The sequence below is a fragment of the Paenibacillus rhizoryzae genome, from assembly GCF_059686995.1.
On sequence record NZ_JCAALT010000006.1, the window covers coordinates 393,399 to 418,530 of the forward strand.

The following is a 25,132-nucleotide window of genomic DNA, read 5'->3' on the forward strand; positions in this document are numbered from 1 at the left end:
GTCTAGTTTAACGCATGCATGGCGAGGAATCCAGTTGCGCCTGCAGCCAGACCGTTTTATTTTATACGCCGCCGTTCTTCTCGAAGAAGCTCTCGTAAACCTTCGTCATTTCGTCTTGCTTGCTTGAGATGATGAACAGCACGTACTTGCCTTTGGTCAGCAGCTTATAGTTCTTGGCATTCTCATATTGATCGGCCTTCTTGGATTGGAATTCTTTCTGCACTTCCTCAGCTCGCTGCTTAATTCCTGCTTCCACGGTAGGAATATCCTTAGCATCCTTCACTTTGAAAATAGCGACTTCATTCGAGGACAGGTTCGCCATCGGCATGCGCACATTGAAATCCTCCAGCAGCGCCGCATCGATCTGATAGAACCGCTTTAACGTTAACTTGTCGAGCTCCATAAACATCGGCTGCCCCGCCTGCTTCGTCATTTGAGTAATCATCTCTTTCGCAGACAGCTTCGATTCGGCGGCCTGCTCCTGATTCTGATTTTGCCCTTGGTTCTGTTCCTTGTTTGGTTCCTTGCTGCCGCATGCGCCGAGTACGATTGCGATGACGACGGTCAGCATGAGTATCATGATTTTCTTCATTGGGTACATTCTCCTTGGTGTGAGGTGGTCAAGCTATCGTATCGTATGCGTCTATTGACGGCAGCCGTGGCTGAAAGGTTACATCATTACCGTTCCCAATTTCTGTACAAAAAAAGACTTCCCCTCAGCAAAAGCTGAAAGAAAGTCCTTTTTTGCTGGCCGAGATGCTGCTGCTAGCTTGTAAACAAGCGGCCTGTAGGGATGATTTGCTTCGCCTGCGAAGCGCTCGACCAGGAAAGCTGCGCGTGCGCGTTACCGCCGTTCTCGATATATTCCATCTTGATGTCGTATTTCACACCAGCGGTGAGTGTAACGGTTGCGCTGAGTTCCCCGTTCATAGCGACCCAGTTGTTAATGATTTGTACGCCGTTCACCCACAGACGCACACCGTCATCTGTATTTGTGTAGAACGTATAGGTCTCCGAGTATTGCGGCTGCACTTTACCTGTCCATCTCACCGTGAACCATTCACCCGGTACATCGTCCGTCGGCCGTCCGCCGCCCCAATCGAAGTCGATGGTGGCATCGGTTCTGCTCAGTGCCAGCGTACCAAACTCGCCGGCATAATATTGGCCCAGCAAACCGTTCGTTCCTGAAGACGGTGCATTCGTCGTGACGTTCAGCGCGGAGCTGGCAGCGGATAAGTTATTCGCCGCATCCTTCGCTTTGACCGTGAAGCTGTATGCCGTGCTCCCGGTCAAGCCAGTGACTGTGAATGTCGTTGCACCTGTTGTGGAGCCTGCAAGAGTTGCTCCGTTATAAATGTTGTAGCCGGTGACGCCGACGTTATCCGTCGAGGCCGTCCAGGACAGATTCACGCTCGTATCCGTCTTGGATGGCGAAGTCAGCCCGGTTGGAGCTGTTGGTGCTGTTGTGTCCGAAGATGCGTTTGTCGTTACATTCAGACCGCTGCTCGCTGCCGATGCATTACCCGCCGCATCCTTCGCTTTCACTGTGAAGGTATAAGCCGTACTTGCCGTAAGGCCGCTCACTGTGAAGGTTGTCGCGCCGGTAGTGGAACCTGCTAACGTGCTTCCGTTATAGACATCGTAGCCTGTTACGCCGACATTGTCGGTCGATGCTGTCCAAGACAAACTAACGCTTGTCGAGGTTTTCGATGGCGAAGTCAGCCCGGTTGGAGCCGTCGGTGCTTGCGTGTCGCCGCCTGTTCCGCCAGCTTGATTGACGTCACATGTCTTGTATTGCCCAACTGCCGGATCCGTTCCGAAGCCGTTGTTGGAACACATTACCGTGTTCGTAAACGTTCCGTATACGTAGCTGCCCGGTACCCCATAGCGAACTTGCTTCGTACCGGTGAAGTTGCACGGATTGTTCTCGCCCGCACAATTCACCCAGTTCGCGGCAGGATCCGTTGTCACGGTGAGCGCGTTGCTGGCCGCCGAAATATTGTTCGATGCGTCCTTCGCTTTGACCGTGAACGTAAACGCCGTGTTCGACGCGAGGCCCGCAACCGTGAAGGAAGTTGCGCTTACGCCGGCAGTCGTGCCCGCCAAAGTTGAACCGTTATAAATGTTGTAGCCCGTTACGCCAACATTGTCCGAAGACGCCGACCACGACAAGCTGACACTCGTATCGTTCTTCGCCTGCGAAACTAAATTCGATGGCGCCGTCGGTGCCTGCGTATCGCCGGCATCTGTCGTCACGTTCAAGGTATTGCTTGCCGCGGATACGTTGCCGGAAGCGTCTTTTGCCTTAACCGTGAAGCTGTACGCCGTGCTTGGCGTCAAACCCGTCACGGTGAACGTCGTTGCGCTTGCACCCGTTGTAGAACCGATCAATGTACCGCCTTTGTACACATCATAGCCAATGACGCCTACATTATCCGTGGATGCTGTCCACGACAGATCTACCGTAACATTCGATTTCGCAGGTGCAGACAAGCTGCCCGGAGCAGTAGGAGCCGTCGTATCCGGCGGTCCCGTAAATACCGTGACCGTCTGCTCTTTCACGCTTGCTCTTCCTCCGTTATCCCAAACGCCAAGAATGACTTTGTAAGTACCCGCCTTCTGGTACGTATAAGTCGGGCTTGCCGTTGTAACCGGGATGCCTTCACCCAAATCCCACAGATTCTCAACGATCGTCCCGTTATCCGTGGACGTATTCGTAAACGTAATCGGCTGTCCCAGCTGCACGGTCAGCGGAGCCGTGAAGTTCGCGACCGGCTTCGCATCGCTGAAGCCTCTGCTCGTAAGCTGCGTATTCGTACCATTGCCGCTTACCGTATTATTGGACCACTCCAGATCCGCTGCAGAGGACGGATATTGATCAATCGATGGACCGCCATTGCCTGTAATCGTGTTGTTAATGAAGCTAATACGGTCTGTACCGCTAGCCGTCGTAATCTCAATCGCTTTGCGTCCGTTATTGAGGATTTGGTTGCTGTCGAATACGATGTTCTTCGTATCGCCATGGATCCGAACCGCATTGCCGTCATAACCGGGATAGGCTGCGGCAGGATTGCCGGTTGGTCCGTTTTTCCAGGTGTTTTTGTAAAAGTACTGATATTGCTCGGTAAATCCGGTTCCCGCGCCTTGGAGCTGCATGCCCCACATGACGATGTTCTGAACCGTATTGTAGTTCCACAGCTGATAGCCTGTTCCAGGCGATTGCTGCATCCCTACTTGCTGGCCGCCATCGACGAGGTTGCCGGATGTAACGCCATGATCGACCATGACCTCAAGCCCCATGTTGCCCACCGAGCCATCGTTGGCTTTCACGGTGTTATTTCGCACAGCAATGTATTTGGAACGCACTGCGCTGATCCAATGGTCGACGTTGTTATTTTCGATGACGGAATAGTCAACGTTGGTATGCAGCTCGATGCCGAGACCTTCCATCTTCTTGCCCGTTCCTGTAATCGTATTGCCGCGCACCGTCGCATAAGGGCTGTCATCGTTGAGGAAAATCCCCCCGCGACCGGTATTGGAAATCGTATTATTCTCGATCAGCGCATGGCTCGAACCCCAGCCTGCGCGTACGCCTGCGCCCCAATCCGAATTCACGCCGCTGTTGTTCACGATGTTATCGGAGATCTCCAGATTGGTTGACCCAATCGCATAGAGTGCGAAAGGACCGAAGCCTGCGGAAGCTGCCAAATCCTTAACTCGCAGGTGACGCATTTTGTTGCTGTCGCCAGATTCGGACGTCACGGCGGACAACAATACCGTGCTGTTGTTGCCGTCCAGCGTCATATCCGCCACTTCCGCATTGGTCACGTTATGAAGGTAGAAGAACATCGTGGAGGCTGAGCCTGATGTCATCTTCACCGTCGTCAAATCGCGTCCGGCACCCGCAATCTTGACACCGGATTTACCGTTCACATTCGCAGACAAATAATAAGTACCGGCTGGCAGCAGCACCGTATCGCCGCTTGCGGCAGCATTGACCGCATTCTGAATGGCCGCCAAGTCATCAGCCGTGTCGCTTCCATTCGCACCGTAAGCGGTTACATTTAGTGTCGCAGCAAATGCGGACGTAGCCGGAATAATCGGAAGCATAAGCGATAATGCAGATAAAATGGTAATGACCCGCAACTTCAACGTTCCATTCTTGCCCTTCTTACTTCTCATCCTCAACAATCCCTCATTTCATTGATTTCATCTCGCCTGCCCTAATGAACCACAAATCCGCCTGTCATGCCGCCTCTTCAAAAGTTCAGCCATCCCTCCCCTCAAGTTCCATCCTGCCATGTCGCCTGAGTCCCGTAAACTGTAACAAATGCGAAAATACATACTGAGCGATTGTATTAAATAGGAATTCATGCACCTCACCTACACGATCTCCTATAACTATTCACGAATCGCTATTGGCCTTCACCTCACGCCTCGATTTATGTGGAATGATGCGGTGAAAAATAAAAAGACTTTCCTCATCTATCGTGAGGAAAGTCTCTGGATATTGCCTACAAATTAGCCGTGTTTTCATCCGCTATTTCTTTGAGATGCAGCTGATCCTCTTCGTTATCGCGAATGGTTTTCTGCAAGACGAGACAAGCAACGATGAGGAACGCACCGCCGATGGCGTAATACCCTTTGACATAGAACGGCTCTTCCAAGGTGTAGAGACCGATATATTCAGCGAGAATCGCAAGCACGAAGCCGGCCCATGAGAGGAAGGTAAAGGCCGCTGTGTTTCTTTTGCGGTAGCTTGGATTAAACTCCTTCAGAAAATTATCTTCGTCGTTATCCCGCGCAACCTTCTGCAGCAGGAAGGAGGTGATGATGAGCAGAACGCCTGTTACCGCATAATAGCCTTGCACCGACAGCGGCTGCTCCAGCGTGTAAATCCCCACGAATTCGAAGCCGCATGCCAATACGAATGCTGCCCATGCCATAAACGTATACGTCGGTGTATTACGGCGGCGGTAAAAGTTTTTGCGATTCGTTGTCGTCGTTTCCATCATGGCTTAAAGCCCTCCCGTATAACCTGTTCGGTTATTTGTTATGGCTTAATCATACTGCGGACCTTCGACCTCCATAAGTACCATCTTGTTCTAGTACCAGGTATTAGCCCGAGCTGCCGTTTTCTATGCTGCACACAATTCCCCCCTCACCAGTGCACAACTTTGCCTTTACCATAAAAATCCACTTTGGTAACCTCTTACTGAAGGAGGTTGAAAGCGCTTAAATTCACGAAACAAGGCATTCTTACACCACTATTCAAGGAGGCATATGTAATGAGGAAATGGCTTTCGATTGTGCTGGCAATTGCCCTAATCTGGTCCTTTACTGCTTATCGCGATGATACCAAGGTAATGGCGGCGACAGATATTACGTTAAATCCCGTCGCAGACACAGATACGCAAAGCGATGTCGCTGCCGGTACGAATACGACATTGAACATCAGTCAGTGGAATAACTTATTCACCAAATTCAGCTTGTCCGGCGTGCCGAGCTCCATCGCAAGCGCGAAAGTCAGAATCTATCATTCCACGCACGCCACGAATCATAATTTAATCGTGAACGGCGCCTCCACCGAAAGCTGGAGCGAAGGCTCTGCTAAACCATCCTTAGGCTCGCAAATCAATACGAAAGCCGTGTCCGCTGTCGGGTACATCGAGCTTGATGTAACCGCAGCCGTGCAGAGCAAGCTAAGCACCGCAAGCTCCTCCGTCACCTTCGGCTTCAGCACGAATATCGGCTCGTGGGAAGTCTATCAATCGCGGGAGAGCAGCAACAAGCCCGTACTCGTCATTACGCCGAACGCTGCCAGCTCAGCCTCTACGCTGAATCCTGTCGCAGACACGGATACGCAGAGCGATGTTGCTGCCGGTACGAATGCAGCATTGAATGTCAGTCAGTGGAACAACCTCTTTACGAAGTTCTCGCTTAGCGGTATTTCCACATCCATTTCAAGCGCCAAGGTCCGAATCTACCATAGCAGCCACGCTAATAACCATACCCTTATCGTAAACAGTGCCTCGACCGAGAGCTGGAGCGAAGGTGGTGCAAAACCTGCATTAGGTACGCAAATCGCTACCCAGTCGGTTACGGCGAACGGGTATGTGGAGTTCGATGTCACATCGGCTGTGCAGAGCAAGCTGAGCGCAGCCAGCTCCTCCGTGACTTTCGGCTTCAGCTCCAATCTCGGCAGCTGGGAAGTGTACCAGTCGCGGGAGAGCAGCACGAAACCGGAGCTGATCATTACGACCGGCACCGGCGGCGGCGGCACAAACCCTCCGGGCGGCGGTACGGGGACGATGAAGATCGGAACGAACTTCTGGTTCATGGGCACGTGGAGCGGTGAAACGCCGTTCAAAACAACCGTGAACTGGGCAACTGCCTATGCAAACGGCGACGATGTGTGGAACCCGACGTTTATTAGCGAGCTCGCGCCTTACACGACGCTTCGTTTCATGGATTGGGGCGGCACCAACAACTCCAAGGTGCAAACGTGGTCACAGCGCCGCTTGCCGAATGATCCCGTGAACAGCGACATCGGCTACATCGGGCCATCTGACCCGATCAGAGCCGGCCTTGCCTATGAATGGATGATCGATCTCTGTAACCGGACCAATAAGGATATGTGGGTGACCCTGCCTCATATGGCGGATAACAACTACGCCAACCAGCTTGCTGCGCTGATCAAATCAAAGCTGAAACCGGCGCTGAAAGTGTACGTTGAATACTCGAATGAGACATGGAACGGCGGCTTCGCGCAGTTCCAATATACACTCGATCAAGGCGTTGCGCTGGGCTTGCCCGGCTCCAATCAATGGTATCAAGGCGGCGCATTCAGCCTGTACAGATCCGTTCAGATCTGGAACCAATTCGCGACTGTGTACGGCTCCGAGATGGCCGCACGCGTAGTGCGGGTTGCCTCCTTCAGCGGCAACTATGACATCTTCGACCAAGGTTATGCGAATGTCGTGAACAGCACCACTTGGAATCCGACGAATCAGAAAGCCGATATGATTGCCATCGCGCCATATGTCGGCAGCGGCCTAGACGGTGCAAGTGCCAGCATTCAAAGCCAGTTCCACGCCGATATTGATGCTACTTTCACAGATCGCGTACTGACTGCAGTCGCCATCGCGCAGAAATATAACGTGAAGCTCGGCTGCTACGAGGGCGGACAGCATGTGCTGACCAACGCCGATCAATGGAGCGGCAACCAGAATATCTACACCGAATACACGTACATGCTGAACAAATTCGCTCCGTATTTCGTGCTCTATAACCATTATGCGCATGCCGGTTCTTGGTCTTCCGGCGGCGCGTGGGGAGCTAAAGCGTTCACTGGCCAATCGAACGCAAGCGCGCCGAAATACCGTGCCATCGTGGATTGGGTTGCAGCTCATCCTTGATGGGCCGCAACTAAAAAGAGCACCCCTTAGGAACTTCTAAGGGGTGCTTTCTATTGTAATCAATCGCCTGCTTGATGCAAACATCTCAGCACTTGTTCATAGTGAAAAAACAGCCGACCAAGGAACTCCCCTTGGCCGGCTGCTTCTTCGAGCGGAACCGCTCCGCAACGATTATTTTTTATCTTTCTTGACGTCTTTCTTCTCTTCTTTCTCTTGCTTCTTCTCTTCTTTCTTGTCATCCTTAGTCAAAGGCAGCATGACAATCGGGTCCGCCAATTGCACCTTATCCTGGAGGTTATTCCAAACCATCACCTTAACCGTAAACTTCTCTGCGCGTTTCGGCAGATCGAAACCGCTGGTGAATGTAGCGGTCTCGCCGTCCTTCAACGTTCTCGATACGGACGACATTGCCTTCATGACGCCTTTCTTGTTATACAGCGCCACAACGAGGGTCACTGGCTGAGCCGCGCCATGATTCGTTGCCGTCACTTCGGCGAGCAGCATCCCTTCGGCAGGCACGCTCGTAACAATTGCGCCTGCCTCGTTCTTGAATACAGCGGTATCCAGCGTCAAACCTTGCGGCTCAGGGGTCACCTCACCCGGGTCTTCCGTTGTTTCGACCAGTTGAACGTTGTCGATCAGCAAGTCGACGCCAGCTGTGTTTTTCCAAATAAATACGTTCGAAGCCGCTACACTGGCTCCCGTCTTGAACACGACCTCTTTCTTCGTCCATTCGGTCGAGTCGAACGACAATACATGTTTGATTTGGTCGGAATCCGGTGATTGGTCCGTCGGCTTGTATTGGAAGCCTGCAGCAGCGCCATCCGCCTCGGTTGCGCCGCTCACCTTGCCCCAGATCGTCAGCTTGTAATTCGTGTTCGGTTTCACCGTCACGAATTGACCGCCGCCGCCAGCACCGCCGGCCGTTACTTTCAGCGCCTTCGAGCCGCCAATTCCTGCTCCTGCCGCTGCTTCAAGACGTCCCCAGTTCATCCAGGCGTCCAAATCCTTCTCGTAATCGCCATTCACGACAATTGGCGGTTGTTCCGCAAGCGAAACGTTGTCGACCAGCAGGTCCACGCCGGCTGCCGACTTCCATACAAATACGTTAGCTCCCGCAACGCTTGTCCCCGTCGTGAACGTCACTTCTTTCTTCGTCCATGCCGTCGAATCAAACGACAATATGAATTTGATCTGATCGGAATCCGGCGATTGCTCCGTCGGTTTATACTGGAATCCCGCATCAGCGGTATCTGATTCAATCGCGCCGCTTACTTTACCCCAAACCGTCAGCGTATACGTCGTGTTCGGCTTAATCGTAACAAATTGACCGCCGCCTCCCGCTCCACCTGCGGGCACCTTGAACGCTTTAGAATTATCGACTCCAACTCCTGTTGCGAGCTCAGCGCGCGACCAGTTCAACCAGCCGGTCAAGCCGTCTTCAAAGTTACCGTTGACCATCGCAGGCAGGTTAAGCGTCACCGGTAACGTCAACGAATTATGATTGTCATCCCACACTTGATTGCCAAGCCAGCTCAGATTCGCCGGACGTGAGCCGTCTAGCTTATCGGCTTCCCAGCCGCCGCCTTTGGTCGTATTGGCTGTCAGATCGAATTGATCCTCGCCTTCCCATGCCCATACAAGTCGACCCACATGACGCTGAACAGCCTCATTGAACATCGCGGCCGTTACGTTCGTAGTCTGACTGTCTCCCCCGCCATACTCTCCAATAATCAGTGCCAAACCTTTGCTTGCAGCTTCATCCAGATAGTTCGCGAGCCGCTGCTGGCCATTAAACCATTCCCCATACATGTGAAGCGAGAACACCAGATTATCGTACGATGCCGCCAGCTGCTGGCCCGTAGACAAAATCGCGCTGTCAGGCGTTCCATTTCGGAATCCGCCCTCTTGGCCGTACAAATGACCGTCCAATACGATGATATTCTCCGCCCCGATCGCACGAATGGCTGCAATGATTTCCTCATGCACCTCTTTCCAGCGCGCAATGGACTCGCTAGTCGAATACCCTTGTCCGGTCTGCCCCGGTTCATTCATGATGTTGAACCAGACGTACGGATTGTCTTTGTACTTCGTTGCGAGGGTAATCCAATAGGCTTTCAGTTCGTCCACGGACATGGAATAACTGCCATCCGCGGCGGTTGAGCCGGTTTCACCCGGATACGAGCCCGTGAAATCATGATCCTCGAGCATGGTTACGACATGCTTGGAAGTAAACGCATTTACGATGCCGTCCAAATCCATGTTATTGTTGATGTTCCAATGCTCCATGCGCGGGAACATGTTCACACGAACCGTATTGAATTTCCAAGTGTCCACGATCATATTCACGTCTGGCAATGTCGGACGAGACCAAGGCCAGCGCGGGCCGTTCACGTTGACGCCTTTGGCGATGAATGTGTTTCCGCTTGGGTCCTTAATTTCACTCCCTTGGACAATAAAGTTACCGTCTGCCATAGTCGGCGTCTCCACGACCGGCACTTCCGGCTGCTCCGGCGCGGTCAGCACTTCTACACCTTCAACTACGCGGAAATTATCGAAATCAATCGGGCTGCTTCGAACACCGATCGCAATTTTGCCCGCATTATACGCGTGATCCTCAACCCGGTCAAACAATTTGGTAACCGTGTTCGCTTGAAGGGCATTGACCGAGATATGCCCGTCATCCTCTTGAATGACTTGCAATGTGGTTGTTTTGCCGCCTACTCCGTAAACAATATCAGTTGCCAAACCGGTTTCCGCATTGTTCACGATTTTCTTCAAAGAAACGTTTGCCGCATTGTTCGCAACGCTTGCATTGCCTAACAGCAATTCGTAATAGTTGCTTGCGTCTTGATATCCCCACAGCAACCGGGTTGCATTCCAGTGTCCGCTCGACAAAGGCGCCTCGACGTCGACTTGGAATGAATACGTACCGTCAAAGCTCTGGTCTGTGACCGCTGATTGCAGATAGGCACTCCATGACTCCGAATGCAGCTTGCCATTGGCAATTGAAAGCGTGGCATCCAGTGTCCAACCTTCGGCACTGCTAAAATCGCTTGTGTATTCCTCATTGGAAGCGCTTGCGAGAACGGGTGCGACTTGGCTAACCAACGAGAAAATCATCATAACGGCTGCCATTATCGAGACCCACTTCTTAATGCTGACCATGCTCACCATTTCCCTTCATTTTTCGAGTGACATGCTGGGACCGCAATTCTAATTATAATTTTGGCGCGGATGGCTCCAATATGGAAAAAAGTAGGTAGAACAGTGAAATCTGTCTCCTCCTTAACTGGAAATCATACGCAATTCCACCCTTGAAATAGAAAAGACCGCTACACATAGGTAGACGGTCCTAATGAACGCATGGATGAACTGCAAAATGGACTAGGAAACGAATAAGATCTTCCTGCTCAGCTCAACGACCATCTTCGTTTCGTTCGCTCCGCGAAGAGCCTCGCCCTGATAGGTTAGGTTGCTGATCGTGACCTGCTCAATCCTATGCTCGGCATCATAGCCGCGAATAATCGAAACCGGCAGCAAGCCGCCGACAATGGCGATGTCTTCGAAACGAATATCACGGACATGGCCGCGCTCCGCATCCTTCGAATATTGCGAGAACTGCACTTTAATATCAATGAGCTTCTCGCGTGAATCCTCCACGCGGATGTTCTTGTACAGCACATTATGCACATCCGCACGATCTCCATTATGAATCGTAAACGTACCGCCGGACTCGTAACCTTCGAATTCACAGCGGATAATATCGCAGTCGCTGAATTCGACTTCGGAGATGGCAGCGCAGCGCGTCTCATAACCGATCTCGAGTGCATTGCCCCATTCTGCGTTCCAGAACACCGAGCGGGTCACGCGTACATTTCTCACATCATGCAGGCCGGCCGGATGGAAATAATCGACGGCTTTGATCGCAATGCAGTCGTCCTTGGAGCGAACGAACACATTATCCACCGTCACATCCTCACAGCCTACGATATCAATGCCGTCACCGGTTCCCGCGTAAGTCAGAATGTTGATGTTGCTGATCGCGACTTGCGTGCTGCCTGCCGGCACCACATGCCAGGTCGGCCCATCGATAACGGAAATCCCCTCGATGGTCACTTGCTTGCAGCCTGCAAGCAGCATCATCAGATGTCTTTTGCTGCCTTCCTCGGCCTCTCTCCACGGCGAACCGTCCAGAATTCCTCTGCCGCGAATTGCAATGTTCGATGCATTCTCAGCCTTAATTCGTCCATGTACGATGGCGCCTTCTTCAATGTAAACCGTCTCTCCGTCTGACAATGTGATTTCCCCGGCATGATGAACCTCTCCACCTTTAAAATATCGCACTGATGGATCGGCCTGATCCGGACGCGCCTCGGCTTCCAGCGGATTGATCCAAATAAACAGCGGTTCGCGAATGTTAGCGTTGAACTCTACCGACAGCTTAATCGGTGCCTCTGCCTCGAAACGCAGCACGCCGCCGGCTTGAACCGGCTGAATCGCATGACGGAGCGGTCGAACGACAGCTTGTTCGGCCGCTTGGCTGTCTTCGATTTCAACAGTGACCTTGCCTTCGGCGGACAGCATCGCATACCCTGCGCCTTGACTACTGTAAACGAATACCGGCTGCCCGTTGATACGTACTTTATACCGCTCGGAAGCTGCGATTTGGGCCGCCGGAGCCTGATACTGAATCGTGGATTGCTGCATGGTTACACTCTCCTAATGAGCTGATTAAACCATTGTAGCGAACGTCCATCATGGAACGTGTGCGAAACTCGTCTGCACCCCGTACGAAACTTATTCTTTACGTACATGCTTGGGCAGCCTGCCGGTCTGCTGTTTATAAAATTTGCTAAAATACTTCTCGTCCTGAAAGCCCGTTTTCTCCGCGATTTGATAGACAGGCTCGTTCGTCGTAGCCAGCAGCTCCGTCGCTTTCTCGACGCGCAGGTCGTTCAGCACATCCTGAAATTGCTTTCCGACATATTGCTTGAAGCAGCGGCTGAGGTAGCTCCGGTTCAAATTGATGCGTTTTGCCACCTCGGTCTGATTCATGCTGCTTTGCAAATCAATCGAAATCATCTGCATCGCCCGCAGGATGCCGATGCACACATCCTCGGAGAGCTCATGATGGCGCAGCCGCAAGCGAACGAGCCTGAGCCAGTCCGTCCATTGCTCCCAGAACAGCAGCTCCTCGCAAGCAGCAGCCCAGTCCATCGACTCCGAGATCGACTCAAAATGCCGCCACAAAAGGACGGTGTTCTTCAGATGCTCGATCCAAACCGAAACCGCCGGTCTTCGCTCCCGCACCTTTTCCATCAAGTCGTGAAAAGCGCCATCGTGGTACACCCAGTAGAAGGAACGCCACTGCTGCTTCAGCACTTGCATTACGGCATCATCGGTGGTGATAGGCCGAGTCTCCAGCTCAATCCAGTCGATTTCATAGCCCGTCTTCTGCGCCTGGAAATCAAAGAACAGCTTCTCGTCCCGGTACCGGGTCAACAGCTGCACCATGACTTTCTCGGGCAAATTCCGCACACCGCGGATTATGACCGGAATCCACTGATTCCAATCCATCGCGGCATATAGCTGTGCAATATTCGTATATTTCTGAAGCAGGTCTTCCCGCCTGACATAGATGCCCTTCTTCTGTATCGTTATTGCGCGACTCCTATGGCTGGGCATAATTAGCTCAAAGGGCAGCTCCCAATTTGCCTCATTCGTAACAGGCGTCAAGAACAACGCCCATGGCTCCTCCGCCTCCTGATGCTGCTCCTGCAGCTCCAGCTTACGTTTCTCTTCTAACCGTATGCGTTCAATGATGCGCGCGATGGATTTATTTAAGGTGTCGTTTTCCAGCTCTGTCTTGACCACATAGTCGATCGCTCCAAGCCGCACAGCCTCTTGAATATGATGAAAATCCTGATGACAGGTTAAGACGGCAATCCACGTGCCAATATGATGTTCGCGAACCTGTCTGATCAGCTCGAATCCGTTCATCACCGGCATCGTCAAATCCGTAAGCACCAAATCCACATGGGATTGCTTCATGAGCTCCAAGGCAAGCTCGCCGTTAGCCGCCTCGCCGATGATCTCAATCCCTAACTCATGCCAAGGAATAATATGCATGAACCCTTTGCGCACAAAATATTCGTCGTCCACGATGATCGCCTTCATCATACGATCTCTCCTCAAAGTTAATGCGTGGCTGTGCCTGATCTCCGACTCCTCTGCCACCGCTTCAGACTTTACGTTTTAGTGGCGCCTCTGCCAGTCTGGATGCCAAGTTCCCCCTAAATATATATGGATCTAGTTAAGTGTTCAATAAAGAGAGGGGTGAAACCTGTTGGGTCGGAGTGGGAAGATTGTTACTTTTCATGCCAAAACAAGCCGCCCCGCTGTGGGACGACTTGTTCGGCTGTTTTAGTATGCTTGTAGGAGGATTGCTGCTAACCGTCTTGTTTAATACTTCGCGGCATGAATCGTTAACTACCTCAATTGAAGCAGCACATCAAACGGATAACGTCCGGCATTTCGCCCGTAGAGGGCAAGACCGCCTTGTTCGGCCTCAAGCGTCAGCTTGAAGCTGCGGCTGCGATCCAGCTTCGCTGCGATTCGGCTTGGCACGGTTACGCTGCATAGGTAGCCGAAAGATCCCGCTTCATCCAGCTTGTTATACACCTCTTGATACTGCCAGGACAGAACGCCTCTGCTATCTGCAGGATTATCCGGAAGCAGGAACGAACCGACACGCTCCCCATCAATAAGAACATGGATGCGGGATTCGTGACGCTGTTCATCCGTCATGTAGTACGTGTTGCTGTTGCGCTCCACGTTTGCGTCAGCCCCGTGCATGAAGCTAATCGTGTGCGCGCGATCCGTAGCCCCTTCCACATTGCGGGCAAGCAGTCGCTTCGCGCTGGCTTCGAAGCGGATATCTACATGGTGGATGACGTTATGCTCTGCTTTGCTCGGCAGGTTAATGTCGTAAACGAATTGGCCTTCTCCGCCGCCGTTTGTTTTATAGCCTTGAATCGCATTCCACTGATAGTTGAAGCTGTGCCCGGCAAATGCCGTAACCGGTACATTGACGAAACGACCCTCTGCATCGTAGACGCCATCTTCGCTTCCGCTGCGCACATCGAATGTAATGAAGTTGCGTGTTACAACTTTGCCGGAGGCATCCTTCAGGGAGACCGCCAGCACGGCAACCGCATCCTGATTCGGCATCGTAACGGTAAGCGGCGCATCAATTGCTGTTACGCCGAAGCCATCCCAGTTAAGCGCGATTGCGCCCTGATCCGCAACCGTGCGGATACCGAGGTTGTCAAACCACAGCTCATAGCTCAGCTGCAGCTGCTGGCCGTGGTATTGGTCCGAATAGCTGGAGCGCAGCAGCGGAACTGCTACCTGCGCATTGGCTTGAACCGTCTGACATGGCGGCGCGTCGATGACGATAAAGTCTGCCGCATGCAGATCGGCAAGCGACATGCCCGGTACAAACTCCTCGTAACCGAAATATTTGTCCGTTCCATCCAGGCGATAATAGCCGTTAAACTCATTGGTTACATCGCGGAATTCCGTAAAGACGAATCCGCACATCTTGTCATGGCGGCGGAATTCGTTGAGCATGTACCGATAGTGCCATGCGAGATCGCTGTCGCCCGCACCGCTCGTGAAGCCCCATACATTGCCGCACTCACTGTTGATGAGCGGAGCGTCGCCCTGCAAGTTGCCGCCGATATAGTTGAAGTCTGAGCCCGGATAGGTCTTCTCTACAATCTCCGATACATGCTCGCGTACTTGCTCATAGCCGTTAATATAGAAATGCCACGAATTCAAATCCGACTCGACATGGTCAAAGTTGCACGGGGAATTATCCTCGATAACCCGGGTCGGATCCGTTTGCTTCGCCCAGCGGTAAATCCCGCGCACCCATTCCTGCGTTTCCGGCAAGTACCAGCTCTGCTGGCCCGGCTCCCCTGTTAACCCATCCCCTTGCGGGTTGGTCTTCAGGCCCCAAGTTTCGTTGAACATAACCCAGCAGAAGATCGATGGGTGGTTGTAGTCACGATCGATAATTTCTCTGGCTTCGCTCTCATAGGAAGTGCGCGCCGTCTCATCCGGGTTGCCCCAGAAGCATGGCATATCTTCCATCACGAGCATGCCCAGCTTATCCGCCCAGTACAGCTTGCGCGGCTCTTCCGGTTTGATATGGATCCGGACCATGTTCAGGCCAAGGCGTTTCAGCAAGTAAATTTCATTATGCATCTCTTCATCCGTTGGATAGGTAAAATAACCGGTTTTATGGAACGACTGATCCAATGTACCGTTCAGGTAAACCGGCTTGCCGTTCAACGTGATCCAGCGATACGAGCGGTCACCGAACAATGCCGTCCCGATTTCACGAATACCGAAATACGTGGCAACCGTATCCGTGCTTGTGCCGCTGCTGAGCGTGAGCTCGCCTTCATAGAGGAACGGCGACTCCGGGCTCCACAGCTGCGGGTCGCTTACGATGAACGATACGTTGACCGCATTGCTGCCTGCTTCGAGCTGAACAACTGCCGTATGCTGCACCGACTGATCGGCGAAGCTAAACTGCAGCGTGGCTTCTCCCGCTTCCTGCGCAGTAATCGCGGCATTCACTTCAATGCCGCCGTCAATACGGGTGTTGAATTTAGCCGATTGGATGTAGGCCTGCGGCCGCGCCTCCAGCCATACCGGCTGCCAGATCCCGCGAATTTCGCCATACCCTTGCTTGCCTCGTGCCTGCGAGCTGCGGTCGAAGTCTTCTGCTCGCACGATGATCGTGTTTTCTGCATCATTCTTCCACAGCGTACTAACCTCGAACTCGAAGCTGCCATATCCGCCAGCATGCGAACCGACATGAATGCCGTTAACCCATACATCGGAGCGATAATCGACAGCGCCAAAACGCACGAATACAAGCGATCCGCTCTCTGCCGGCGCCCATGTTACAGTCTTCTTATACCAGCCTGTTCCAGTCTCGTTACGGCCGATACCCGACAACGGGCTGGACCACGAGAACGGTACCGTAATTTCGGAATCAAATTGATCCGAAGGCTGCAAAGCGGCGGAGTAATCGCTTACATTCTCTTTAGTATCTAGACGGAAATCCCATACGCCGTTCAGATTCAGCCAATCTTGGCGCTGCCAATCCGGACGCGGGTACTCGGGACGCGGCATTTCTGTTTGTGCAGATTTCAAAGCTTGAGCAGCCATTTGGGAAACACAACCTTTCAGGGTGGTGGATGGATTTGAATTGCCCTCATTTTAGCATCGGTATATGATTTAATCAATATATATTATGTTTTTACAATACACCAATTATAGAGTACACTGGTGGTAATGAAAGAACTGAACGATGAAGGGTTGAAATGCAGATGAGTGAACTCAAACAAGATACCATTCGTTATCCCTCCACCCGCCTAATCGATGTGGCCAAAGCGTTGTCCGGTGACGTTCGCGTCCGTATCCTGGAAGCACTGGGCGAGAAATCGATGAGCGTCAGCCAGCTCGCCGAAGCACTCGGCGTTGCGCAGCCGACCATTTCCGTAAACGTGCAGATCTTGGAGAACGTAGAGCTGATTACATCCACACTCGGCGCGAGTCGGGAGAAAATATGCTCCGTCACCTGTCGCTCCATTCAGTTGGACTTGCCCGTGAAGCTTGGTGAAGGACTGCTTCGCACGGAAGAGCTGCGCATGCCAATCGGCATGTACGCTCATTGTGCCGTCCAGCCCACATGCGGCATCGTTACACGCGATTGCGTCCAACTGGGATCCGTCGATGATCCGCGCGCCTTCTACTTGCCGGAACGGGTAGAGGCTTCCTTGCTCTGGTTCGCTGGGGCGGGTTATGTGGAATATTATTTTGCCAATCCGATGCCGCCCGGCGTTGCCATTGATGAGCTGTGGTTCAGCGCAGAGCTATGCTCCGAAGCGGCAGGCTTCCAGATGGACTGGTCGTCCGATATTTCCCTTATCATCAACGACCAGCTTGTCGGCACATGGACAAGCCCCGGCGATCTCGGCGACCGCAAAGGTAAGTTAACTCCGGACAAATGGAAGAGCGGCACCGAGTACGGCAAGCTGACCGAGTGGCGCATCTCCGCTTCCGGCAGTCGAGTGAACGGCGAAGCATCGTCGGAAACAACGCTTGCGGCACTCGGCCTGCAGTACAACAAGCCCATTCGCGTCAGGCTGGAAGTGTCCGAAGACGCGGTCAACTGCCGCGGGCTTAACCTATTCGGCGCCGACTTCGGCGACCACAGGCAGGATCTGCTGCTGTCGTTTATCCGCTACGCGGAATAGATCCATAGAAGGACTGACTCAACAGTGCGCAGCCGCGACTTTTGGGACAGTCCTTTTTTTGTGGTGGGAGCTGAACGCTGGCAGGGGCCCTGCTTGGCACCTCTCTGGCTCAGAATGGGTAGTTCACACTGTGAAGTTTCAGGGATATGCCGCCGGCTTCTCACTCTAACAAACCACAGAGGCCTTATTTCAGCAATTTGGCTCATTTTGAAATTCTAACGAACCCTACAGGCCCTATTTCATGTTTGGAGTCCCCTTTTCGAGCCTTTTGGGCAGAATAGCGTCCCTACGGTTCGTTAGATTTGAAAGAGGGCGATTTTCACCTAAATAAGGCCCGTACGGTTCGTTAGCGCGCAGCAGCAACACCTGGAGACGCTAACGCACGAAGCACACCTGGGGGCCTACATGGACGCCCAAAGTAGCTAATATCGCACAAGAAGCTCACCCAGAGATCTACATCGACGCCAAAGTAGCTATTCTCGCACAAGAAGCTCACCCGGGGATCTACATGGACACCAAAGTAACTAATATCGCGCAGGAAGCTCACCCGGGGATCTACATGGACACCAAAGTAACTAATATCGCGCAGGAAGCACACCTGGGGATCTACATGGACGCCCAAGCGGCTAATTTCGTACAGCCCTTGCCAAGAGAGCGGCTTTCGGTGCAATACAGTGGTGGGGGAGCGACGAATGAAGTAGGTAAGACACAGTTAGTTGAAGAGCCGCCTTTTGCGAGAGGTGTCGGTTGCCTCTCTCGCAGGATTACAAGACAAATTTCCAGAGCAACCACGAAACAAACGCGGCCAGCCACGACACAAACCCGAATATCATGACAATTTTGTTCTCGCTCCAGCCATACTTCAAGCTAAAATGATAATGAATCGGCGCCATCCGAAAGATGCGCAGCTTCGTCTTCTTGTAATACCACACCTGCAGGATCACAGACAGCTGCTCGGCCAGATAAATGATGAACAGAATCGGAATCAGAATCTCTACCTTCTCGACGACCGCCAAGAAGGTGAGCGAACCTCCAATTGCTAGGGAGCCGGTGTCGCCCATGAATGCTTTTGCCGGGTAAATATTATAGATGAACAGTCCCAGCAGGCAGCCTATCATAACTAGAGAGAACGTCTGCACTTCGATTCTTTCGGAGATGACAAAGAAGAAGAAAAAGGTCGGAATCGCGACGTTGATCAACAGCCCGTCCAACCCATCGGTAAAGTTAATGGCGTTAGCGGAGCCTACAATGAACAAAAGCATGATCACCAGATATAGCCACGGAGGTAAGCTGAGCGAGAAGCCCCGAAATACCGCAATGTCCGTGCTTAAGTTGAATTGCTGAAGCAATACAAGCAGCAATGCACAGGCGAAGGCGAACTGAAGAACCAGCTTCATTTTGCCGGAAATGCCCGATGGATCTTGAAATGCTGCCTTTCGAAAATCATCCATGAACCCTATGGCACCGAATAAAACAAACGTTGCTCCTATAAACAGCACCATCGGCTGGGGATGAACGTAGACCGAAACCATAATGCCAACCAGCAGGATTAATCCCGACATTAACGGCGTGCCGCGTTTAGCTTGATGATCCGGCGGCAATTCTGCACGAATAGGCTGCGTTAGCTTCAGTGTGCGCAAGCCCCAGATGAGCAGTGGAGTCAGCAGCGTTACGAGCAGAAACGAAATTCCAGACGCACTCAGTATGGAAGTATCCATTAGCCCGGTTCTCCTTCAGCGCGAGATTTATGACACTTCATAATGAGCGTAGATGGGATGATGCGCGCTTTTGTGCCGGAGTACCATTTGGCCGGATTGACGTTGTCCTCATCATCCACCTCAGACTCTTCGATTACAGCATCGATGACGAAGCCCGCGCTGATCAACGCGTTGATGAACGTACTAACCTTGCGGTTGTGCATGACAATCGGCGTACCTCTCCATGCCTCATGCCGCTCGAAGCTCTCTTTCACATAGGACCGCCTGAATTTCAACTCTGCATCGCTGTATTCCACCACGCTATGTACGGGATGCTCCCAGCTAAATACGAAGATCCCGCCGGGCTTCAAGCTTCTATGGATGTGGCTTAGCGTCAGCGGCAAATCCACGGTCCAACCGAGTGCATAAATCGATACCGCTTTGTCAAAATAATTCTCCGGCAGCTCCGACATCTCTTCCATAGGTGTCTCCATGAGGACGACAGACATGTCCAAGTTAGAGGTAACCTGCCTTGCCGTCTCAATCTGCGAGCCAGACAAATCAACGCCCCAGAGCTCGCGCGCTCCACGCTTGGCCAGATACTCCAGCGTATGCCCGCTGCCGCACCCTACTTCAACGATCGTGCAATCCGTAATTGTCCCCAGCAAGTTCAACTCTTCCTCCGTTGGCGCATAGGAACCATACGATAGATGTTCGAACGAGCCTTCAAAGAATTGATCCGCTACTTTATTCCAGCCTTCTTTATTGAGTTGAATGATAGCCTTGTGCTGCTGCAGCATGTTTGGATCCCTCCGCTTGGTTTGGAAGTCTACTATCCTAAATGCTAGCATTATATGGAAAATCGTTGCAAGGGCGAATTAGCACGATTCGAAACAGAGCGGCATATTGTACGATCATAAGCGTGTATCCTTGACTTGGAAAATACTGTGTATTATAATCTCGAATAAGCTGAATATTCAAACAAAAGCTGCGAAGAGAAAGAGTATCGCGTTGATGTCTTTAACAGAGAGCCCCGGCCGGTGCAAAGGGGTAAAGAATAACCGCGAGAATATGGTCTCTGAGCTGCGCCCCGAACCCTCTATGGGAGTAGGCTGCGCCGGATCCTGCACCCGTTACTGTGCTAGGGTATAACCGCGAACCGCGGCGTACCTGAAGAGGTGAATGCCGCGAGGCATTTATAAAATTGGGTGGTACCACGTGAGCACAGCTCTCGTCCCTTCGGGATGAGGGCTTTTTCTGTTTTCTATTAAGGAGGCGATGTGGATGGCACCTATATTTATTGGCGGCGCTTGGCCGTATGCGAATGGCTCCTTGCACTTGGGGCGATTGGCGAGCTTATTACCCGGAGATGTTCTGGCACGTTATTACCGTTCCAAGGGCGAGCAGGTTTTGTACGTATCAGGAAGCGATTGCCACGGCACTCCTGTCGCGGTTCAAGCGATTCAAGATGGCGTTTCTCCCAGCGCTATCGCGGACCGCTACCATCGGGAATTTGCCGATTGTTTCGCACAGCTTGGCTTTACCTATGACCTCTATACGCGGACGGACCAGCCCTTCCATCATCAGGTCGTGCAGGAAATCTTCCTGAAGCTGCTCGAGAATGGCCATCTGTACAAGAAAACGATTCAACAGACCTACTGCGAGACGGATAAACGGTTTCTGCCGGATCGTTACGTTGAAGGAATATGCCCGGTTTGCGGAAGTCGCGCCCGAGGCGATCAATGCGATGCTTGTTCCACCATGCTCGACCCCGCCGATCTATTGGATAAGACCTGCAAAATATGCGGCAATCCACCTACTGAACGGGCCACCGAGCACTTCTATCTTGCGCTATCCCATTTTCAGAATGAGCTGTCTGCTTACGCTGCCGGCAAGTCACATGACTGGCGAGAGAACGCGGTTCAATCAACAAAGCGCTACTTAGAAGAAGGCCTTCTTGATCGAGCGGCAACACGAGACTTAGACTGGGGTGTTGAAGTACCGGTAGAGGGCTTCGAGGATAAGAAAATCTATGTCTGGATCGAAGCGGTCAGCGGTTATCTGTCAGCAAGTAAACAGTGGGCTGCTGAGACCGGCGGGAGGTGGGAGTCCTTCTGGAAAGATGGAGAGGCGACCATTACGGCTTATTATGTGCACGGCAAAGACAATATCCCCTTCCATACATTAATATGGCCTGCCGTACTTCTGGGCGGAGGCGGACTGCATCTGCCGGATCGGATGATTTCCTGCGAGTACATGACGCTGGAGGGAAAGAAGTTCTCGACCAGCCGCAACTGGGCGATTTGGGTGCCTGATATCCTGAGCCGGTATCAGCCGGACTCCATCCGCTATTTTCTCCTTGCTAACGGCCCTGAGAGGCGGGATACGGATTTTTCTTGGCGGGAGTTTATCCACAGTCATAATGGGGAGCTGCTCGGCGCATTCGGTAATTTCGTGAACCGTACGCTCGCTTTTATTACAAAATCGTTTGAAGGACGTGTTCCCGCAGGCGAGCTTAGCGAAGAATGGAAGCAGGTTCTTACGGAGTTGTACCTGGAGTCGGGGACCCTTATTGAAGAAGGCCGATTGAAAGAAGCGCTGGAGTTGATTTTCGCTCAAATCCGCCGGGCCAATAAATATTTCGATGAGCAGAAGCCATGGGTTCAAATCAAAGCGGATCGCGATGCATGCGGCCATACACTCCATACTTGCACGGGAATCATTGCGAATTTAGCCAATCTGCTGCAGCCGTTCATCCCCTTCTCCTGTGAGCGCATCCGGTCCTTCCTCACGCTTGAACAGCCGGCTTGGAAGCTTATTACCGTTCCGGCTAACCAGCAAATTCAGAGCTTATCGCTGTTATTCGAGCGCATTGATACTCTTCGTATTGTAGAGGAAGAATCTAATTTGCTGAATAGCAGAACGCAGCAGCTGTAGCTGAGGCCCGCGGCCTGGAAACCGGTCGTCTAGCGGCTTTCATGGGCGGCAAGTGCTCGAAATTAAGGGCGGGCTAAACTTCTAACGAACCGTACGGCTCTTATTTACATGAAAATAGCCCCCAACCCATTCTAACGAACCGTGAAGGCGCTATTTAGGGGAATTGGAGCGGTTAGAGGCTTTTTTACACCAAATAACGCCTCTAGGGTTCGTTAGATTTTCAAATCGAGTTATTTGGTTGAAATAAGGGCTGTCTGGTTCGTTAGAGTGAACTTCTACTCTCTACTTGCTAATCAACGTAACGAGCAAATAAACAGCCGTTCCCCACATGACGACAGCGGAGACTTTGTTCAGCGCCATCATAATCCGCCCTGATTTATCCAGACTGCCCGTAAGGCGTCCTGCCGCAGCCAGACTAGTAAACCATAGCCACGAGACAACCACGCAGGCCACGGTGAAGAGCACCTTCTCGGCCCCGCTATATTGCAAGGAGCCTGTCCCAATGACGCCGATCGTGTCCAGAATCGCATGCGGATTGAGGAGCGACACCGACGCTGCAAAAGCAATCTGTTTCTTCGCTCCGAGAGCTTCCGCGGAAGAGGACTCCCGATTGGCCGGCTTGCTTTTCCAAGTCAGCCATCCCATATAGAGGAGGAATAGGATGCCCACGGCGAACAGGATCGTCTTCAGCCAAACGAACTGCAGGACAAGGACCGATACGCCGAGCACCGCCAGCAAGATCAGCAGCGTATCGCAGATAGACGCCGTAATGACGACGGGCAGCGCCTTGCGGAGCCGGCTTTGAACCGCACCTTGATTAAACACAAACACATTTTGCACACCGAGCGGCAAAATCAATCCTAATGCCAATATAAATCCATGAATCATTGCACCAAGCATGGTTCCATTCTCTCTCCAGTTCCAGTTGTTTATTTACCTTAGCCCCGCGGCAAAACGATGTATATGCTGATTCACTTCCGCCCAATTGGCAGCACGCAGGACGAACTCGCCCGTAACGGCTCGATTATAAGGCTGATCATACAAAATAATCGGTTTGCGCATGCGAGCGAACTCCTCCGCGTAATGTGGCGCATCATCGACCAATAGGTCCACTTTAGCCGCTATGCAGGCTTCGAGTTTATTTTCGGCGAATGATATATTGTGATAGGTAAACTTATGATGGTTCAACCAATCGATTGTAACATCTCGGAACAGCATCGGCCTTGCCGTTATAATAGACAGCTCATGCTGAAGCGATAATTGCCGCAAACTATCAGCTGCATTCGGATAAGGCGCCGAATTCCAATGGATATCATGGCCATGCTTCTCATAAATACGATCTCGTTCTTCCTTATTCCAGCCATAGGATCGATAGATATAAAAATCTTGAATATCTGCGGCCATTAGCGCCATTCCGGATGCCCTATTATAATAGGTTACATGCGCCGCCGTCGCATCCAGAACGGTATTATCCAAATCTATGGCAATATGCAAACGGGCTCAACTCCTTCGAGGCGTTGCCTATTCGTTCTATCCGGCATGTGTGGAAGTATGTTTACTCATTATCGGTTGCCGCATGGTCAAATACAAGAGGTGCGCACCTGCTTTCCACAGCGAATTAATGAGTAGGAAACGTTTGCAATATTGTATCCAGCTGTGGATAACTTAAATTGTGGATATGTTCATACGTCCCCAATACTTATACCCTTATTGCCGTTTGAGCTGTTGGCATTGGGGATAACTTTGTGAATAACTGTTTGGAACAACTTTATGAACCGGAGGCCTCTATTATGTCCGAAACAACGAACGCCCGTATAACTGCCTTGCCTATGTTAGGGCAAACCCTCTCCCCCTTCGGGGCGGATCTGGTGATTGCCGAATGGACCGCCGAAGGTTGTTCACCGGATAGGGAACCGATGCGCATTGCACCGCTGCATCTTCATCATGAAGATGATGAAGCATGGTATGTGCTTGAAGGAAAGCTGGCTATCCAAATTGGCGACACCATTGTAGAGGCTTCCGGCGGCAGTGCCGTCATAGCCCCGCGCGGCGTGAAGCATACCTTCTGGAATCCGGCACCGGAGACTGCCCGTTATCTGCTTATCATGAACAAGCGCATTCAAATGTTAATCGATGCGATTCATGCGATGGAGCAGCGAGATCCGGATTCGATGCGAGCCCTGTTCACCCAATACAAAGCTGAACTTCTCGAATAGTTATGCACAAAAAGGCCGCCACTCTCCTTCCCCGGAGAGTGGCGGCCTTTCAATAAATCTATGAACCCAATCTTCCAATTGCGATAAATACGGCAACCGCCAGAATCACTACGTTCATCACGATCGCCTGGTTCTCGCTTCTTCTGGCATGAACCCCAATAGCCAGCACCATTATGACCGCTATTCCAATTCCGGCAACGCCGGCCAGCCATGGCAGAATGTCTGTTGCAGTTGGTACGATAAATCCGATTGCAGCGAGCAGCTCGGATAAGCCGACGAGGAGAACGAGCCCCCGAGAGGAATCTTTTGCCCAAGGCATGCTTGCTTTAACCTTCTCATATTGGAACGTCTTCATGATGCCTGCCATTAAGAACATAAGCGCCAGAATAATCTGAACGGCCCATAATGCGATATTCATAATTTGTACTCTCCCCTTGTTGGTTGTATGGGCTTATCATACGACAAAGGGTATTTAATCAGAAGTAGGCACTTGAAAGTTTCCTTGTTTCCAAAAAGAAACCATA

The 25,132-nt window shown here is 52.0% G+C and carries 16 protein-coding genes, 1 pseudogene and 1 other annotated feature; of the genes and pseudogenes, 4 read left to right on the top strand and 13 right to left on the bottom strand.

Annotated elements, in window-relative coordinates:
* Nucleotides 1-61 precede the first annotated feature (61 nt).
* From AC6ESO_RS19785 to AC6ESO_RS19800, 4 genes and pseudogenes are all read right to left on the bottom strand, one after another.
* On the bottom strand, nt 62-592 hold the full coding sequence (locus AC6ESO_RS19785; protein ID WP_497092864.1) for a DUF4358 domain-containing protein: 531 nt from the start codon (nt 590-592) through the stop codon (nt 62-64).
* A gap of 173 nt (nt 593-765) precedes the next feature.
* Nucleotides 766-4,182 carry a fibronectin type III domain-containing protein gene (locus AC6ESO_RS19790; RefSeq protein ID WP_497092865.1) on the bottom strand — a complete coding sequence of 1,139 codons (3,417 nt, stop codon included), beginning with the start codon at nt 4,180-4,182 and terminating at the stop codon, nt 766-768.
* A 332-nt stretch (nt 4,183-4,514) separates the two neighbouring features.
* A complete protein-coding gene (locus AC6ESO_RS19795) occupies nt 4,515-4,778 on the bottom strand; it encodes a YiaA/YiaB family inner membrane protein (protein ID WP_497093011.1) in 264 nt (87 codons plus the stop codon).
* A 30-nt stretch (nt 4,779-4,808) separates the two neighbouring features.
* Nucleotides 4,809-5,015, bottom strand: a pseudogene (locus AC6ESO_RS19800) (YiaA/YiaB family inner membrane protein); the annotation flags it as partial.
* Nucleotides 5,016-5,288: 273 nt separating this feature from the next.
* Between AC6ESO_RS19800 and AC6ESO_RS19805 the strand changes: the two are divergent.
* The gene (locus tag AC6ESO_RS19805; protein WP_497092866.1) at nt 5,289-7,418 is read left to right on the top strand and encodes a CBM96 family carbohydrate-binding protein; all 2,130 of its coding nucleotides are present in this window, start codon (nt 5,289-5,291) and stop codon (nt 7,416-7,418) included.
* A gap of 171 nt (nt 7,419-7,589) precedes the next feature.
* On the opposite strand, the gene AC6ESO_RS19810 is transcribed toward AC6ESO_RS19805, so the two are convergent.
* From AC6ESO_RS19810 to AC6ESO_RS19825, 4 genes are all read right to left on the bottom strand, one after another.
* Nucleotides 7,590-10,586, bottom strand: a complete 2,997-nt coding sequence (locus AC6ESO_RS19810; RefSeq protein ID WP_497092867.1) for a cellulase family glycosylhydrolase — start codon at nt 10,584-10,586, stop codon at nt 7,590-7,592.
* Nucleotides 10,587-10,805: 219 nt separating this feature from the next.
* A complete protein-coding gene (locus tag AC6ESO_RS19815) occupies nt 10,806-12,128 on the bottom strand; it encodes a glycosyl hydrolase family 28 protein (protein ID WP_497092868.1) in 1,323 nt (440 codons plus the stop codon).
* A gap of 90 nt (nt 12,129-12,218) precedes the next feature.
* Nucleotides 12,219-13,601 carry a response regulator gene (locus tag AC6ESO_RS19820; protein WP_497092869.1) on the bottom strand — a complete coding sequence of 461 codons (1,383 nt, stop codon included), beginning with the start codon at nt 13,599-13,601 and terminating at the stop codon, nt 12,219-12,221.
* 309 nt (nt 13,602-13,910) lie between these two features.
* Nucleotides 13,911-16,667 carry a glycoside hydrolase family 2 protein gene (locus tag AC6ESO_RS19825; protein ID WP_497092870.1) on the bottom strand — a complete coding sequence of 919 codons (2,757 nt, stop codon included), beginning with the start codon at nt 16,665-16,667 and terminating at the stop codon, nt 13,911-13,913.
* Between the two features lie 161 nt (nt 16,668-16,828).
* Here AC6ESO_RS19825 and AC6ESO_RS19830 point away from each other — a divergent pair, with 161 nt between their 5' ends.
* Nucleotides 16,829-17,758: an ArsR/SmtB family transcription factor gene (locus tag AC6ESO_RS19830; RefSeq protein WP_497092871.1), complete on the top strand. Its 930-nt coding sequence runs from the start codon at nt 16,829-16,831 to the stop codon at nt 17,756-17,758.
* Between the two features lie 764 nt (nt 17,759-18,522).
* Here AC6ESO_RS19830 and mraY read toward each other — a convergent pair.
* Complete coding sequence (gene mraY, locus AC6ESO_RS19835) at nt 18,523-19,476, bottom strand: phospho-N-acetylmuramoyl-pentapeptide-transferase (RefSeq protein WP_497092872.1); 954 nt, start codon at nt 19,474-19,476, stop codon at nt 18,523-18,525.
* Entirely contained in the window at nt 19,476-20,255 is a 780-nt protein-coding gene (locus tag AC6ESO_RS19840) for a class I SAM-dependent methyltransferase (RefSeq protein WP_497092873.1), read from the bottom strand. The genes mraY and AC6ESO_RS19840 overlap by 1 nt, the downstream gene beginning before the upstream one ends.
* A gap of 181 nt (nt 20,256-20,436) precedes the next feature.
* Nucleotides 20,437-20,697: a binding site (T-box leader), on the top strand.
* Nucleotides 20,698-20,739: 42 nt separating this feature from the next.
* On the opposite strand from AC6ESO_RS19840, the gene metG reads away from it, so the two are divergent.
* Nucleotides 20,740-22,392, top strand: a complete 1,653-nt coding sequence (gene metG, locus AC6ESO_RS19845) for a methionine--tRNA ligase (protein ID WP_497092874.1) — start codon at nt 20,740-20,742, stop codon at nt 22,390-22,392.
* Nucleotides 22,393-22,674: 282 nt separating this feature from the next.
* Here the strand turns inward: metG and AC6ESO_RS19850 are convergent, their stop codons facing one another.
* Complete coding sequence (locus AC6ESO_RS19850) at nt 22,675-23,292, bottom strand: LysE/ArgO family amino acid transporter (protein WP_497092875.1); 618 nt, start codon at nt 23,290-23,292, stop codon at nt 22,675-22,677.
* A gap of 33 nt (nt 23,293-23,325) precedes the next feature.
* A complete protein-coding gene (locus AC6ESO_RS19855; protein WP_497092876.1) occupies nt 23,326-23,886 on the bottom strand; it encodes a 5' nucleotidase, NT5C type in 561 nt (186 codons plus the stop codon).
* Between the two features lie 296 nt (nt 23,887-24,182).
* Here AC6ESO_RS19855 and AC6ESO_RS19860 point away from each other — a divergent pair, with 296 nt between their 5' ends.
* Nucleotides 24,183-24,608 (top strand): cupin domain-containing protein, encoded by a 426-nt coding sequence (locus tag AC6ESO_RS19860; protein ID WP_497092877.1) that lies wholly within the window; start codon nt 24,183-24,185, stop codon nt 24,606-24,608.
* 58 nt (nt 24,609-24,666) lie between these two features.
* Here the strand turns inward: AC6ESO_RS19860 and AC6ESO_RS19865 are convergent, their stop codons facing one another.
* Nucleotides 24,667-25,026, bottom strand: a complete 360-nt coding sequence (locus AC6ESO_RS19865; protein WP_497092878.1) for a DoxX family protein — start codon at nt 25,024-25,026, stop codon at nt 24,667-24,669.
* Nucleotides 25,027-25,132: the final 106 nt, after the last annotated feature.

What these genes read in the sequence shown, in the direction of transcription:
- AC6ESO_RS19785 (WP_497092864.1), bottom strand. Translation starts at nt 592, where the DNA reads ATGAAGAAAATCATGATACTCATGCTGACCGTCGTCATCGCAATCGTA.
- AC6ESO_RS19790 (WP_497092865.1), bottom strand. Translation starts at nt 4,182, where the DNA reads ATGAGAAGTAAGAAGGGCAAGAATGGAACGTTGAAGTTGCGGGTCATT.
- AC6ESO_RS19805 (WP_497092866.1), top strand. Translation starts at nt 5,289, where the DNA reads ATGAGGAAATGGCTTTCGATTGTGCTGGCAATTGCCCTAATCTGGTCC.
- AC6ESO_RS19810 (WP_497092867.1), bottom strand. Translation starts at nt 10,586, where the DNA reads ATGGTCAGCATTAAGAAGTGGGTCTCGATAATGGCAGCCGTTATGATG.
- AC6ESO_RS19815 (WP_497092868.1), bottom strand. Translation starts at nt 12,128, where the DNA reads ATGCAGCAATCCACGATTCAGTATCAGGCTCCGGCGGCCCAAATCGCA.
- AC6ESO_RS19820 (WP_497092869.1), bottom strand. Translation starts at nt 13,601, where the DNA reads ATGATGAAGGCGATCATCGTGGACGACGAATATTTTGTGCGCAAAGGG.
- AC6ESO_RS19825 (WP_497092870.1), bottom strand. Translation starts at nt 16,667, where the DNA reads ATGGCTGCTCAAGCTTTGAAATCTGCACAAACAGAAATGCCGCGTCCC.
- AC6ESO_RS19830 (WP_497092871.1), top strand. Translation starts at nt 16,829, where the DNA reads ATGAGTGAACTCAAACAAGATACCATTCGTTATCCCTCCACCCGCCTA.
- mraY (WP_497092872.1), bottom strand. Translation starts at nt 19,476, where the DNA reads ATGGATACTTCCATACTGAGTGCGTCTGGAATTTCGTTTCTGCTCGTA.
- AC6ESO_RS19840 (WP_497092873.1), bottom strand. Translation starts at nt 20,255, where the DNA reads ATGCTGCAGCAGCACAAGGCTATCATTCAACTCAATAAAGAAGGCTGG.
- metG (WP_497092874.1), top strand. Translation starts at nt 20,740, where the DNA reads ATGGCACCTATATTTATTGGCGGCGCTTGGCCGTATGCGAATGGCTCC.
- AC6ESO_RS19850 (WP_497092875.1), bottom strand. Translation starts at nt 23,292, where the DNA reads ATGCTTGGTGCAATGATTCATGGATTTATATTGGCATTAGGATTGATT.
- AC6ESO_RS19860 (WP_497092877.1), top strand. Translation starts at nt 24,183, where the DNA reads ATGTCCGAAACAACGAACGCCCGTATAACTGCCTTGCCTATGTTAGGG.
- AC6ESO_RS19865 (WP_497092878.1), bottom strand. Translation starts at nt 25,026, where the DNA reads ATGAATATCGCATTATGGGCCGTTCAGATTATTCTGGCGCTTATGTTC.